At 59.3% G+C, this 13,417-nt stretch carries 15 protein-coding genes; all 15 read left to right on the plus strand.

The window, feature by feature from the left end:
* Positions 1-9 precede the first annotated feature (9 nt).
* The 15 genes from BLU48_RS30100 (at position 10) to BLU48_RS30170 (ending at position 13,257) form a co-directional block, all read left to right on the plus strand.
* Entirely contained in the window at positions 10-228 is a 219-nt protein-coding gene (locus BLU48_RS30100; RefSeq protein WP_057024702.1) for a DUF7302 family protein, read from the plus strand.
* Positions 229-516, plus strand: a complete 288-nt coding sequence (locus BLU48_RS30105; protein ID WP_057024701.1) for a head-tail connector protein — start codon at positions 229-231, stop codon at positions 514-516.
* A complete protein-coding gene (locus BLU48_RS30110) occupies positions 516-854 on the plus strand; it encodes a phage head closure protein (protein WP_057024700.1) in 339 nt (112 codons plus the stop codon). The genes BLU48_RS30105 and BLU48_RS30110 overlap by 1 nt, the downstream gene beginning before the upstream one ends.
* Entirely contained in the window at positions 847-1,320 is a 474-nt protein-coding gene (locus tag BLU48_RS30115) for an HK97-gp10 family putative phage morphogenesis protein (RefSeq protein ID WP_057024699.1), read from the plus strand. Before BLU48_RS30110 ends, BLU48_RS30115 begins: the two co-directional genes overlap by 8 nt.
* On the plus strand, positions 1,320-1,688 hold the full coding sequence (locus BLU48_RS30120) for a DUF3168 domain-containing protein (RefSeq protein ID WP_057024698.1): 369 nt from the start codon (positions 1,320-1,322) through the stop codon (positions 1,686-1,688). Before BLU48_RS30115 ends, BLU48_RS30120 begins: the two co-directional genes overlap by 1 nt.
* A gap of 62 nt (positions 1,689-1,750) precedes the next feature.
* Positions 1,751-2,245 (plus strand): phage tail tube protein, encoded by a 495-nt coding sequence (locus tag BLU48_RS30125; RefSeq protein ID WP_057024697.1) that lies wholly within the window; start codon positions 1,751-1,753, stop codon positions 2,243-2,245.
* Positions 2,246-2,254: 9 nt separating this feature from the next.
* Positions 2,255-2,590 carry a phage tail assembly chaperone family protein, TAC gene (locus BLU48_RS30130; RefSeq protein WP_057024696.1) on the plus strand — a complete coding sequence of 112 codons (336 nt, stop codon included), beginning with the start codon at positions 2,255-2,257 and terminating at the stop codon, positions 2,588-2,590.
* Positions 2,591-2,607: 17 nt separating this feature from the next.
* Complete coding sequence (locus tag BLU48_RS30135) at positions 2,608-2,874, plus strand: phage tail assembly protein T (protein WP_082636716.1); 267 nt, start codon at positions 2,608-2,610, stop codon at positions 2,872-2,874.
* Between the two features lie 52 nt (positions 2,875-2,926).
* Complete coding sequence (locus BLU48_RS30140; RefSeq protein ID WP_057024695.1) at positions 2,927-3,238, plus strand: hypothetical protein; 312 nt, start codon at positions 2,927-2,929, stop codon at positions 3,236-3,238.
* Positions 3,239-3,295: 57 nt separating this feature from the next.
* Positions 3,296-6,943 (plus strand): phage tail tape measure protein, encoded by a 3,648-nt coding sequence (locus BLU48_RS30145; RefSeq protein WP_057024694.1) that lies wholly within the window; start codon positions 3,296-3,298, stop codon positions 6,941-6,943.
* Positions 6,943-7,287: a phage tail protein gene (locus BLU48_RS30150; RefSeq protein WP_057024693.1), complete on the plus strand. Its 345-nt coding sequence runs from the start codon at positions 6,943-6,945 to the stop codon at positions 7,285-7,287. The genes BLU48_RS30145 and BLU48_RS30150 overlap by 1 nt, the downstream gene beginning before the upstream one ends.
* Before the next feature lie 54 nt (positions 7,288-7,341).
* Complete coding sequence (locus BLU48_RS30155; protein ID WP_057024692.1) at positions 7,342-8,046, plus strand: phage minor tail protein L; 705 nt, start codon at positions 7,342-7,344, stop codon at positions 8,044-8,046.
* Positions 8,047-8,048: 2 nt separating this feature from the next.
* Positions 8,049-8,831 carry a C40 family peptidase gene (locus BLU48_RS30160; protein ID WP_057024691.1) on the plus strand — a complete coding sequence of 261 codons (783 nt, stop codon included), beginning with the start codon at positions 8,049-8,051 and terminating at the stop codon, positions 8,829-8,831.
* Positions 8,828-9,415, plus strand: a complete 588-nt coding sequence (locus BLU48_RS30165) for a tail assembly protein (protein ID WP_057024690.1) — start codon at positions 8,828-8,830, stop codon at positions 9,413-9,415. The genes BLU48_RS30160 and BLU48_RS30165 overlap by 4 nt, the downstream gene beginning before the upstream one ends.
* A gap of 53 nt (positions 9,416-9,468) precedes the next feature.
* Positions 9,469-13,257, plus strand: coding sequence for a TipJ family phage tail tip protein (locus BLU48_RS30170; protein WP_083348209.1), 3,789 nt, complete (start codon positions 9,469-9,471; stop codon positions 13,255-13,257).
* Positions 13,258-13,417 lie beyond the last annotated feature (160 nt).

Consider the following 13,417-nt stretch of genomic DNA (forward strand, 5'->3'; position numbering starts at 1 on the left):
GGAGGCAACATGAAAATCAAAGCAGTTTGGGGGTTCGTCGGTAACGCGACCCTGCTGGGTGCCGAATCGACCACAGTGAAAGCTGGGCAGGTGTTTGGCGAAGTCGACGACGAATATGCCCATACCCTGATTGGCAAGGGGCTGGCGGAAGAAGTTGACGATGACGGAAAGACTAAGTCGACAGCGCCCAAGCAATCGAAGTCGGCGGCCCCGAAAGAGAACAAGTAAATGATCGACCTGGCGCGCGTGAAGCTTCACCTACGAGTGGACGGTGATCAGGAAGATGCCCTCATCACCGGTTACATCGAGGGCGCCAAGTCCCATGTTGCCATGCACTGTGATCGTGAGCTTGTCGAGGGTTCCCCAGTCGAGCCTGATCAGATGGGAATCACCGCCGACGTTGAGCAGGCCATTCTGCTGTTGGTGGGGCATTGGTACGAAAATCGCGAAGACGCCGCAGCCGGCGTGACTCCGACAGCGGTGGAGCGTTTGCTCTGGTACAGGAAGCGTTTCTAATGGAAGCCGGAAAACTGTGCCACCGTGTCGAAATCCAGAACAAAATCACGCCGCGAGACCCGGTTACTGGCGACTTCCTTGCTCCGGCCTGGGTGGAATTTGCCAAGGTTTGGGCGGCGGTTGAGGATTTATCGGCCCGTGACATGATCGCCGCCAAGGCAGGCCAGTCCCAAGTGACTGGGCGGATGGTGATTCGCTACCGGGCCGGTGTGCTGCCGACAATGCGTGTGATCCATCGAGGCGAGACCTACAGCATTGAGGGCCCGCCGCTTGCCGACAAGAAGTCCGGGCTTGAGTACCTGACATTGCTGGTTTCGAAGGGGGTGAAGGATGGCTAGCTCAATTTCTGCCCAGCTCCAAGGTGTGGCGTCGACGATCGACAAGATGCGGAGCCTGGCGCCGCGACTTCAGAAAAAAGGCCTTCGTCGGGCTGCCCGTGAAGCGATGAACATCATCCGCGACGACGTGAAAGCCCGCGCTAAGGCCCTGGATGATCCTGATACCAAGGAAAAAATCTGGCGCAACGTGATCACCCAGGAAGCGACCAAGCAATCCAGGCGCGAGGGAGGCGTGGTGATGCGCGTCGGCATTCGAGGCGGTGCCGGTTCTAACCAGCACAGCAAGGACGCAAGCGGAAACCCTGGCGGCGACACGCGGCACTGGCGCTACATCGAGTTTGGCACCCAGTTCACGCCGCCGGCGCCATTCATGCGCCCGGCCTTCTCTTCAAATGTCGGCGCGGTAACAGAACAGTTTGTCGCAAGCCTTGGCCGAGAAATTGATGCAGCGCTCAGGGGGAATTGATGGACCCACCTATTTTTCTGGTTTGCTCCACCGATCCGGTCGTGAATGCGCTCATCGGTTCGGGCGTTGACTGCCGAATTTACTCATTCGGCGAGGCGCCCGAAGGCGTCGTGAAGCCTTACGTGGTGTGGAACCTGATTGATGGCAATCCAGAAAACTACCTCGCAGGCCGACCGGACGCCGACGGCTTCACGTTGCAGGTCGACGTGTACGCCGCCAGCGCGGGGTCGGCAACACAGGTCACGGCAGCTTTGCGGGGTGCGCTGGAACTGAAGGCAAACATCACCCGCTGGGGCGCGTCAGGGCGAGACCCGACGACGAAGGACTACCACCGCAGCTTTGATATCGACTGGATCACCCTTCGATAGAGCATCACCCCAATCAACCCGCCGAGTGCGGGTTTTTTTATGCCCGACATTTGGAGAAAGCCATGTCGATTCTTACCCAAGGCACCCAGGTTTACGCGTTGGTGCCGAGTGCGGCTGATCCCGCAGTTTTTGTGGTGCTTGAGATTGAGTGCGCAACCGCTTTCAGTCCAGGCGGTAACCCAGCTGATCAGATCGAGGTCACTTGCCTGAGCGACAAGGTTCGTCGTTACCTGCGCGGACTGCGCACTCCAGGGCAAGCGTCTTTGACGCTCAATGCGGACCCGCGTAACGCGTCCCACGTTCGCCTTCACCAGCTTTCGGAAGATGACAGCATCGAGAGCGTCGCATGGGCTGTGGGCTGGTCGGACGGCACCGATATTCCACCAACGCTCAATGCCGGCGGCGATGACTTTGTGCTTCCGCCATCGCGAACCTGGTTCGTCTTCGACGGCTATGTCTCGGACTTCCCGTTCGACTTCGCAGCCAACACTGTGGTGAGTACCGCCGCAACCATTCAGCGTTCCGGCGGCTCCGCCTGGATTCGCAAGACCGCTTAAGGGGATCGCATGAACCTGGCTCAACTTAAAAAGAAAGGGGGCGTCATCGCTGACGCCCTGGTGGCGCGGGAAGTGGAGTGGAAACACTTCGACGCCAAAGGCAAGGAGGTGACCGACAAGTTCAAAGTGCATGTTCGCCGGCATGCTTTCGGTGTCATGGAGGCGATGTTCGCCGGTGGCGAGGCCGAGCGCTTCAAAAACGCCCGGTACCTGTCGGCGAGCATCATGCTGGGCGACACCGGTGAGGAGGAATTGCCTTTTGAGGATGCGGTAAACCTCGATTCTGGCCTCGGCGTGGTGCTTCTGCAGGCTGTGAACGAGGTCAACAACCCGGTAAAAAACTGACGCCCGCCGATGAGTTGTTGCACGAACTGGTGCTCAACGGAGTCGGCGGGTGCTCAATCGCCGAGGCAAAGGCCAATCTCTCATACGCTGAGGTTTTGGCCTGGTCTGCCTACCGCGACAAGCATGGAACGCTCAACCTTGGTCGCCGCATGGAGCTGTCTACGGCGATCATCGCCTTGCAGGTTAACCGAGGGGCGGGCGGTAAGGCCGAGATTGCTGATTTCATGCCGCACGCTGATCACCAAGCGCTTGCGCTAGAAAAGGCAATGGCGGAGTGGGCGTGATCACCGCCATGGATGGTGGTAGATTGCCTTCTTCTTACAGGGAGGGTTCTTGATGGCCAAGTTTAAATTTTCAGTGATTTTTTTGGCTTTGTTTGCGTCTTCATCTTTTGTTCAGGCGGATGACGAGAGCTGCAACGCCATGGCCTTTTTAGCAAAGCAAATAATGGCTGGAAGGCAGGCCGGTGTGCCCATGACAAAGGCTATCGAACTAAGCAAGAACGAGAATCAGACAATTGAAAAAATATCTCGTCTATTTGTCATTGCTGCGTATGAAGAACCTGCTTACAGCACAAAGGCCATGCAAGAAAAAGCGATCAATGAGTTTGAGAACAAAATGTATCTTCCTTGTATTAAGGAAGGCTAAATAATCAAGGCTGTAAACCCGCCCTAAGCGGGTTTTTTAATGCCTGGAGAAAAGTAAATGGCATCTCGATCTCTTGGCACGCTGACTCTGGATCTGATAGCCCGTATTGGCGGCTTCCAGCAAGGAATGGATCGCGCATCCCGGTCTGTTGCCAGCACTGGGGCCGCTGCTGATGCCGCATCGGCACGAATCAATGCGCTACAGGGTCAATTCCTGTCGCTATCGAGCGTCGCGTCAAAGATTGCTGGCCCTTTGGCGGCGGCATTCAGCCTAAACAGCGTATATCAGGCCACCGAGGCCTATAGCTCCTTAACGAATCGTCTCAAGCTCGTAACGAATGGGTCGGACGAACTGGTTGCGGCTCAGAAAGCTGTTTTCGACATTGCCCAAAGCTCTCGGCAGCCATTGTCGGCAACTGCTGAGTTATATCAGCGAATTGCCACCAATCAGACAGCTCTCAAGTTGTCTGGAGAGGGTGTTGCTGGGGTCGTTGGGACGATCAGCAAGACTCTGGCGATCTCGGGTGCTTCAGCGGAGAGCGCTAACGCGGCGCTTATCCAATTAGGGCAGGCTTTTGCGTCCGGCGTGCTGCGCGGTGAAGAACTGAACTCCGTGATGGAGCAGGCCCCGGCGTTGTCCCAGGCAATTGCGGCAGGCATGGGCAAAACCGTTGGGCAGTTGCGCACGATGGGGGCTGCCGGTGAGCTTACTGCGCAGGCAGTGGTCAAGGCGCTACAAAGCCAAGCGGGCGCGGTGGACACCCTATTTGCCAAGACCGCCACGACAATCGGCAACAGCTTTACCGCGATCAGCAACTCAATGACTCGGCTTATCGGCGAATTGGATCAGGCCACCGGTGCGAGTGCGAAGGTGGCCGCTGAGTTTGTCGGATTGTCAAAAGCGATAGACGGAAGTTTGCCGGGCGCGCTGACCTCGTTGCGAAACAATTCCGACGCGCTCGCGCAAGCTATGACAACTGGGCTATACGTGGCGCTGGGGCGAGTCGCCGGTGGATTTGCTCAGCAAGGGGCTCAAGCTCTTTACGCTGCCGCTTCAAACCAAACGCTGTTGACCGCTACTGCCGCAACAGCGAAGGGCGACTTGTACGCAGCGCAGGCAAAGCAAATTGATGCGAAGGCTTTACTTCAACGTGCCAATCTTGAAATCGCCTCGGCACAAGGAAAGGTAGCTTCAGATCGTGTCAGGCAGGCATCTGAGCTCGCAAGCATCACGACCGTTCAGGCGTCCCTGGCAGCAGAGCGCTTGCTGGAGCAGCAGCGGCTGGCGGCACAAATAAATGATACCGGCCGGGCCGCGTCGATCTCCCGCATTGCGGAACTTCGACTCGCTGAAGTTGCAGTCACAAAGAAAGTTGAGCAGGCCGAGCGTTCTCTTGCCTCGACTACCGTTGCGACCTCGCTGGAGATACAGGCGGCATATGCGAAAAGAACAGCGGCTGCATTAGCGTACGGAGAAACCACTGCGGTCGTTAATGCTGCTGCGGTTGCATCCGACAGAGCTGCCGCTGCAGCCAGTATCGCCGGTCGTGCATTTGGTGTGATGGCCGCAGCAGGCCGCGGATTACTGGCTTTGATGGGCGGCCCGGTTGGTCTGCTTTTCGTTGCTGGCGCCCTAGCACTCTCGTTCGCCGACTTCCGCTCCAGCACCGAGAAGGCGGCTCAGGGCCTTGAGGGCTTGAAAGGTCCGCTCGACGAGGTTATTGCCAAATTCCAACAGCTGACACGCGACCAAAAAGCTGCAGCCATGATTCGCTGGGGGGAAGCTGAGGCAGAGGGTATAAAGGCGGCTGGCGAGGAGTACGACAAACTCCAGAAAATGCTTAAAACAGGTTTGGTGGGCCCCCGATCGAGTGCGAGCGGAACCGCCATTTTTCTTGAGTACAAGAAAAAAATTGAGGAAGCATCCGCAGCTGGCAAGGATCTTTCGCCGATCCTGGAAGAGCTGAGATCTAACAGCCAGGTCGACCCCAAGTTCGTCGATTCGCTAGTAAAAAGAGCCGGCGCCTATTCCTTGGTTAAAACCGCGCAAGCCGAAGCGCGGGATCGTCTCAATGCCCTGAACAGCGAGATGAACAAAGGAGTGGCTGTCACGACTGGCGCTACCCAGGCGACCACGGGTATGACCGCTGCTGGTGAGAAGTACCTGAAAGCCCTGCAAACCCAACTCGGAAAACTCCAAGACAATAACGATGAGGTAAAGGAGGCAAACCGTTATATCGCTGAGCACAAAGAGCTATCCGAGGCGGACAAGACTGCAATCATGTCAGCCGCCTACGCGTCCAAGGCCCAGGCAGACGCGAATAAGGCTGCCACGAAAGAAACCCAGAGCCATACCTCCGCGCTCAAGGCAAACCTCAAAACCTTTGAGGATGCCGAGGAAAACTACAAGCGCCAGATTGCCTTGATCGACGAAACATCGGGGAAAAAGCAGAAAGCGACCGAGGTTGAGAAGCTGGCGTTTGAAATCGCCAGCGGCAACTACGCCAAGCTCAGTGAGGCCAGGCAGAAAGAACTGCAAGGGCTGGCCGCTGATCTCGATGCGAAGAAAGCGTTGGTAAAGGCCAATCAGGACGCCGCGAAGCTCGCCGCCCTGGGCTACAACCTCAAAGAAAGTAATCAGTCAGCCAAGGATGGGTTTGACCGGGAGCTCGCTGGTGCTGGTGAGGGTGACAAGTACAAGGCTCGGCTAAAAGAGTTTCTGTCGATTGACCAGGACTTCAACAAACAGCGCCGGGAAATGTACAAGGAGTACAAGGACGCAACGCTGGCTGGCGATCCTGATGCACAGGAGAACTACGACAAGGAAACCGCTCTCTTGGAGGAGGCTCTGGCCGAGAGAATCGTCATTCAGCAGGACTACTACAACCAACTCGACGAAGCTCAATCGAACTGGATGGATGGTGTCAGCAGCGCATGGCAGAACTACGTCGACGCGGCAACGGATTATTCAGCGATGGCGGCCGATGCGACTTCTTCCGTCCTGGGTGGAGCAAAGAGCAGCCTCAGCACTTTCCTCTCTGATGTTGCAAGTGGGGCAGAAGACGCTGGCGATGCTCTGGGTGACTTGGTAGCCAACTTCGCCAAGTCAACCTTGCAGGCTCTTTCCGATATGGCTGCGCAGTGGCTGGTCTATCAGGCGGTGCAGATGCTGGTGGGCAAGACCACCCAGGCGAGTGCGGTGCCGACACTGGTGGCCAATGCCCAGGCAACGGCCTTCCAGGCAAGCCTCGCAGCGTTCGCCTCGACAGCGGCGATTCCTATCGTGGGGCCGGCCGCTGCACCTGCAGCTGCCGCAGCAGCCGCTGCTGCCACCGCACCAATGGTTGCCGGCGTTGCAAGTGCAGCGCTTGCGGGTATGGCGCATGACGGTATGGGAAATATCCCCAAAGAAGGCACCTGGCTTCTCGATGGCGGTGAGCGGGTCGTGGCGCCGGCGCAGAACAAGGACCTTACCAACTTCCTAGCGCGGCAAACCTCGGCAACGGAAAGCGTCGGCAGCGAACGTGCTGGCGGTGGGGGTGGGATTCACATCAGTGCTCCCGTCACGGTCCAGGCTCAGCCGGGAATGAGTGGAGATGATGCACGGAAACAGGGGGAGGCGGCTGGCCAGGGGCTGGTGGCTGAGATTCGCCGTGTGCTTCAGGCTGAAATGGGGCAGGGCGGTTTGCTCTGGAGGCGAATCTGATGGTTGAAACATTCAGCTACTGCGTTCAATTGGGTGGCGATGGGGAGATTGACCAGCGTACCTGGGAGAACGATTTCGGTGACGGCTACACCCAGGCGGGCGGTATTGGCATCAACACCAAAAGCGAGACCTGGAACTTGACGCACTCTGGTGTCATGGCCGTAGGTGAGGAGTTGCCCTTGGTTAGGGATTTCATCGATCGGCATGAGGGATACAAGGCGTTCATCTGGACGCCTCCCGGTGGAGTTCAGGGTCGATACCGCTGCAAGGGATACAAGTCCAAGCCGCTCGGCGCCGGCTTGTGGACGCTCTCGTTCACGTTCAAACAGACCTACACGCCGTAACCGTAAACTTCACCAGACCCCGCCAAATGCGGGGTTTCTTGTTTCTGAGGTCCCATGAATTACAACGCCGACATTCAAAAGCTCGAGCCGGGCAACCAGATCAGGCTTTACGAGTTGGACGCTACGCGCCTGGGCGGCATGCTCTGGCGGTTCCACGGCCATGCCCATGAGGGCGACATCATCTGGCAGGGGCAGCTCTACTCGCCGCTCCAGATCGAGGCCAAGGGCTTCGACATACGCGGTGATGGGCGCCCGGCCACACCAACGCTGCAGGTGGATGACGAGCTCGGCGGCGTGCGCGGCGCGATTACTGCTCTGTGTTTTCAGTTCCGCGACCTGGCCGGCGCCCGGGTAAAGGTGATCGAGACGTTCCGCCACTTCCTGGACGCGGCCAACTTCCCCGACGGCAACCCGGAAGCCAGCGACCAATCGAAAACGAACCTCTGGTTTATCGAGCAGAAGACTGAGGCGCTGCCCAGCATCTCGGTCACGTTCTCGCTGTCCAGCCCCACGGATATGGAAGGGCATATGCTGCCCTCCCAGCAGATCACCAAGCTCTGCCGCTGGGCCTGCCGGGGCGGTTACCGGCAAGAGGCCTGTGCTTATACCGGCACCGCGATGTTCGACAAAAAGAACCAGCCCACGGATAACCCCGCCCTCGATCGCTGCGGCGGTTGGTGGAGCAGCTGCAAACTTCGCGGCAACACGCGGCGCTTCGGTGGGTCCATGGGCGCAAGCCTTATTGCAAGTTCGAGGTAGCCATGCGAATCAACCAAAAATTACAGGATGAGATCCGCGCGCACGCCGAGCGGAACTATCCGGCCGAGGCTTGCGGGGTGGTCATCAAGTCCGCCGCCGGCCGTGAGTACGTGCCTTGCGTAAACTTGGCCACCACGCCGCGCGAACACTTCCAGATCGACCATAAGGACATGGCCCGGGCGGAAGATAGAGGCGAGGTTCTGGCGATCATCCATAGCCACCCCGACAAGGCGCCGGCGCCGAGCATGGCCGACCGCGTCAGTTGCGAGTTGCACGAATTGCCCTGGGGTATTGTCGGCTGGCCCGGCGGTGACTTCGAGTGGTTCAAGCCTTCGGGCTTCCAGGCACCGCTGCTGGGTCGTGACTTCTCCCATGGGCTGCTTGACTGTTGGGCGGCCTGCCGCGACTGGTACGCGCGCGAGGCGGGCCTGGAGTTGCCAAACTTCGAACGCTCCGACCTGTGGTGGGAGGATAAGGATGGCCCAAGCCTCTACGAGGACAACTTCGCGGCGACTGGTTTCTACCAGGTCAACGAGGCGCGCCGCGGCGACATGCTGGTGTTGCAGATCCCCACGCCAGGCCGGGAGTGCTATTTCCCGAATCACGCAGTGATTTACCTGGGTGATGAGCCGTCGCTGATCAGTGAATCGGGACCGAAACTTGGTGGCTCCGGCCCGTTCATTTACCACCACATGCCTGGCCGCCTGGCTGCCCGTGAAATCTACGGTTGGTCGATGGCGAACCGCGTCAAATTGATCCTCAGGCACAAGGACTACCACCCATGACCATGCGTACCATCAAGCTCGGCGGCGTGCTGGGCAAGAAGTTTGGCAAGCAGTACACCCTGGACGTTCACAGCTTCCGTGATGCCATGGCGGCGCTGTGCATGATGAAGCCGGGCTTTGAGAAGTACCTGCGCACCGCCGAAGAGCGCGGCCTTGTGTTCGCCGTGTTCGTCGATGAGCGCAATCTGGGCGAGCAGGAGCTTGACCTTGTGGGCCGAGGTGAGGGCGACATCCGCATTCAGCCGATTATCCAGGGCAGCAAACAGGCGGGCATGTTTCAGACGCTTCTCGGCGTGGTGCTGATCGTGGCCGGCCTATTTACTGGCGGCACCACCTCAACTCTGGGGATGGGCCTTCTCGCCGCCGGCGCCGCTGTCGGCCTGGGTGGCGTTGTTCAAATGCTGTCGCCGACCACCAAGGCCACTGCCGATGGCCAGAACGATGACGGCAACAACCCGAGCTACGGCTTCGGCGGGGCGGTTACGACTATTGCCCAGGGCAACCCATACCCACTGCTTTACGGCGAGCGCGAGATCGGCGGCGCGGTCGAGTCTGGCGGGATCTACACCCAAGACAACATCTGATTCAGTTACCACAACCAACCCGCTTCGGCGGGTTTTTGCATTCTGGAGGGCGCATGAGCGCAGTAGCAAAGAAGGCGCGCCGCGCAGCACCTCGTAAGCGCCGGGCCGTAATTGGCGGAAAGGGCGGACAGGCCAAGCAGAAGCAGCCGAGCATCGCCTCCAATAGCGTGCCATCGATCTCCACCGCGCGAATCACCTACCTGTGGAGCTGGGGTCCTATTGTTGGTCCGGTCGACGACTTGCGCTCAGTCAAGCTCAACGGAACGCCCGTGAAGGCCGCTGACGGCACGATCAACTATCCCAGTGTGAAGTGGCAGTTCCGTTCTGGAGAGCTGAATCAGGAGCGCCTGGAGGGAATACAGGAATCCAGTAACGAGATCGACGTCAAGAAGGAATTGATCTACGGAACGCCATGGCTGTACACCATCACCAACTCGATGAGCGATGCCGCGCGCATCCGCCTGAGCTGGCCAACGCTTCGCAGTCAGGACGCCGCCGGTAACATCAATGGCGTGCGTATCGATTATGCCGTGGACATATCCACCGACAACGGCCCCTACGTTGAAGTGCTGGTATCGGCCGTAGATCGCAAGAACATCACGGAGTACGAGCGAGCGCACCGCCTGGAGTTGCCCGCCGGAACCCGCTGGACTATTCGCGTCCGCCGCCTGACCCCAAATGCAAACTCCGACCTGGTTGTCGATCAGATGATCGTCAAGGCAATTGCCGAGGTGGTCGACAGCGATCAGGAATACCCGCTCACCGCCGTCAGCTGTCTTGAGTACGACGCCCAGACTTTCGGCGGCGATATCGCCAAGATCGCCGTCCTCATGCGTGGCCGCATTATTCGTGTGCCCAGCAACTACGACGCGACAACCCGCACCTACGCAACGTCGGGCACCGGCACAAGCAACGGTATTTGGGACGGCACCTTCAAGGAGGTCTACACCAACAACCCGGCGTGGATCTTCTACGACCTGGTGCTGCACCCGTACTACGGGCTCGGCGACCGGATCGACGCGACAATGGTTGATCGCTGGTCGCTCTATCGCATCGCGCAGTACTGCGACCAGATGGTGCCGGATGGGAAGGGGGGCATGGAGCCGCGCTTCACCTGCAACCTCTATTTCCAGAAGCAGGCCGAAGCCTACGCCGTGCTTCAGGACCTGGCGTCAATATTCCATGGCCTGGCCTACTGGGACGGCAGCCAGATCGTGGTCAATGCCGATATGCCAGGCGATCCGGTGTACACGTACAACCAGACGCAGATCCTGAACAATGGCGCTATCAAGTACGAAGGCACCCGCGCGCGCGATCGGCACACGCTCTACATGGTGTCCTGGGATAATCCGGACCAGGGTTTTGAAACCGACAAGGAGCCGGTGTTTGATGATGAGGCGATGGTCGAGCTTGGCGGAATCGTGCGCGACACCACCATCGACGCCATCGCCTGCACATCCCTGGGTCAGGCGCAGCGCGCCGGGCAGTGGGCGGCGCTGACCGAAAAGCTGCAGACCCAGGGCGGTGTGTTTCGGGTCGGGCTCGACGGTGATATTCCAAAGCCTGGTCAGGTGATCGCCGTGGCCGACCCGATGCTGGTTGGCCGGAACAACGGCGGCCGGATCGCTGCGGCCGCCGGACGTGTGGTTACGCTCGATCGCGATACCGTGGTGCCGGTCGGCGCGCGCCTGATGGTCAACCTGCCAAGCGGCAAGTCCGAAGGGCGGGTGGTGAAGTCGGTTGCTGGGCGCGACGTCACCGTGATGGCCGATTTCAGCGAGCAGCCCCAGGCCGAGTGTGGCTGGATATTGGACTACGAAGACCTGAAGCTGATGCAGTTCTACGTCCGCAACGTCACGCGGCCGGAGTGGCACCAGTTCCAGTTTGAAGTTATTCAGCACGACCCGAGCAAGTTTGAAGCAATCGACAACGGGGCCGTGGTGGACCCTCGGCCAATAACCGGTATTCCCGTGGGTAGTCAGGACGCTCCGGCCCGGGTGATGCTCAGCCAGCACGTTGTCATCGAGCAGGGGATTGCGGTCACCGTCATGTCCATCGCGTGGGACGCGGCGCCGAACGCTGTGGCTTATGACGTTGAATGGAAGTGGGGCGCGCGCGAATGGGTCACTGTGCCGCGCACCGCCGAGCAGATGGTCGACGTGCGCGGCATTTACTCCGGTCAATACATGGCCAGGGTGCGGGCGGTGAGCGCGCTCAATGTGTCCTCGATCCCGACCACGTCGGCACTGACCAGCCTGGAAGGGAAGGTCGGCCTGCCGCCGGCGGTGGCGTTCCTGACCACCACCAGCGAGCTGTTCGGCATCGGCATCAAGTGGGGATTCCCCGCCGGCGCCGAGGACACCCAGCGCACCGAGCTGTGGTATGGCCCGGCCAATGATTTGTCGGTGGCTACCAAGCTGACGGACCTGGCCTATCCGCAGGCCGATTACCGCATGCAGCAACTGTTGGCGGGCGCCACGTTGTTTTTCTGGGCGCGCCTGGTGGACCGTACCGGCAACATCGGGCCGTTCTATCCGGTGGTGAATGGGGTGATGGGGCAGGCCAGTTCGGATGCCGGGCCGATTCTTGAGCAGATCAAGGGGCAGATAGACGAGACCGCCCTGGGTCAGCATTTGAAGGACCGGATCGACCTCATCGACGGGACGGGGCCTGGCTCTGTCAATGGCCGCATCGAAGCAGCCAAGGACGAACTGGAAGGGCTGATTGACCAGATCGTCGACGCGCTTGAGTACGACCCTGCGAAGGCGTACGCGCTTAACGATATCGTGCGCATGGGGCAGCACCTGTATCAGGCCAACGGCCCGGTTCCGGCGAACAGCCCGCCGCCGAACGCTACTTACTGGACCGACATCGGCACGGTAACGCAGACGGTCAACGCCCTGGTGACTCAGGTTCAGCAGAACTCGGCGACGATCAACCAGCACGGCCAGGACATCACCGCCCAGGCGCAACAGCTCAATGCGGTGAAGGTCACGGTCAACGACCCAGTCACCGGCGTGAACGCCACGGCCAGCGGGCTAAGTACCCTCAAAGCCACGGTTACCACGCTCGACGGCAAGGTCACCACCACGGCGCAGCGAGTAGACGGCATCTACCTGCAGGTCAACCCGCCGCTTCAGGGTGATGACAGTGCCTTGATGGGGTCGGAGGCCAGTTATGTAGGCGTCTGGTCCGTTCAATCCGCCCTGATCGAGGGCGACCTGGTGCAGGGGCAGCGAACCGACACAGTGGAAGTGAAGGTGGCCAACAACGCCGCCGCAGTCGTTGCTGAGCAAACCGCCAGAATCAATGCCGTCGGAGCGCTGTCGTCCAGCATCGAAACGGTCAAGAACTCGGTCAACGGCAACACCCTGGCCATCCAGACCAACACCACGGCCATTCAAACGGTCGACGGTAAGGTCACGGCGAATTGGTCGGTGCGGATGCAGTACGAAACCGCCACCGGGCTGTACAAGATCGCCGGCATTGGGCTTGGGCTGGAGAACGGCCCAGGGGGGTTGCAGTCGCAATTCATCGTGGACGCTGACAGGTTTGCCATCGGCCAGGCGGAGACGGTGCCCTTTGCGGTCACAGGTGGGCAGACCTTTATCAAGGCTGCGTTTATCCAGGACGGCACTATCACCAACGCCAAGATCGGGTCTTACATCAGTTCGACCAACTACATCGCAGGCCAGCAAGGATGGATCCTCAACAAGGACGGAACCTTCGAGATTAACGGCGTAGTGCCAGGGCAAGGTCGCTCGATTATGACGAATCGATCTTTGCGATTCTGGGATGTTAATAACGTGAAGCGGGTTCAGATCGGAGACTTGAGCGAATGAGTTCCGGTCTGAGGATATGGTCATCGGCTGGTGTGCTGGAATTCGATACGGGTACCTCAACTTATAGGGTTGTTCTGTCCGTACTTGTTTCATATGCGGGCGAGGGTAGATCCACGAAAACGTTTTCAGTGCCTGGATGCAGCCCTAGCAATTCAGTATG

This window comes from Pseudomonas synxantha (assembly GCF_900105675.1).
Taxonomy (GTDB): domain Bacteria; phylum Pseudomonadota; class Gammaproteobacteria; order Pseudomonadales; family Pseudomonadaceae; genus Aquipseudomonas; species Aquipseudomonas synxantha.

Excerpts from the sequence above, each read along its gene's own strand:
- BLU48_RS30140 (WP_057024695.1), top strand. The coding sequence starts at position 2,927 with ATGGCCAAGTTTAAATTTTCAGTGATTTTTTTGGCTTTGTTTGCGTCT.
- BLU48_RS30115 (WP_057024699.1), top strand. The coding sequence starts at position 847 with ATGGCTAGCTCAATTTCTGCCCAGCTCCAAGGTGTGGCGTCGACGATC.
- BLU48_RS30150 (WP_057024693.1), top strand. The coding sequence starts at position 6,943 with ATGGTTGAAACATTCAGCTACTGCGTTCAATTGGGTGGCGATGGGGAG.
- BLU48_RS30100 (WP_057024702.1), top strand. The coding sequence starts at position 10 with ATGAAAATCAAAGCAGTTTGGGGGTTCGTCGGTAACGCGACCCTGCTG.
- BLU48_RS30170 (WP_083348209.1), top strand. The coding sequence starts at position 9,469 with ATGAGCGCAGTAGCAAAGAAGGCGCGCCGCGCAGCACCTCGTAAGCGC.
- BLU48_RS30145 (WP_057024694.1), top strand. The coding sequence starts at position 3,296 with ATGGCATCTCGATCTCTTGGCACGCTGACTCTGGATCTGATAGCCCGT.
- BLU48_RS30130 (WP_057024696.1), top strand. The coding sequence starts at position 2,255 with ATGAACCTGGCTCAACTTAAAAAGAAAGGGGGCGTCATCGCTGACGCC.
- BLU48_RS30125 (WP_057024697.1), top strand. The coding sequence starts at position 1,751 with ATGTCGATTCTTACCCAAGGCACCCAGGTTTACGCGTTGGTGCCGAGT.
- BLU48_RS30105 (WP_057024701.1), top strand. The coding sequence starts at position 229 with ATGATCGACCTGGCGCGCGTGAAGCTTCACCTACGAGTGGACGGTGAT.
- BLU48_RS30160 (WP_057024691.1), top strand. The coding sequence starts at position 8,049 with ATGCGAATCAACCAAAAATTACAGGATGAGATCCGCGCGCACGCCGAG.
- BLU48_RS30120 (WP_057024698.1), top strand. The coding sequence starts at position 1,320 with ATGGACCCACCTATTTTTCTGGTTTGCTCCACCGATCCGGTCGTGAAT.
- BLU48_RS30155 (WP_057024692.1), top strand. The coding sequence starts at position 7,342 with ATGAATTACAACGCCGACATTCAAAAGCTCGAGCCGGGCAACCAGATC.
- BLU48_RS30110 (WP_057024700.1), top strand. The coding sequence starts at position 516 with ATGGAAGCCGGAAAACTGTGCCACCGTGTCGAAATCCAGAACAAAATC.
- BLU48_RS30165 (WP_057024690.1), top strand. The coding sequence starts at position 8,828 with ATGACCATGCGTACCATCAAGCTCGGCGGCGTGCTGGGCAAGAAGTTT.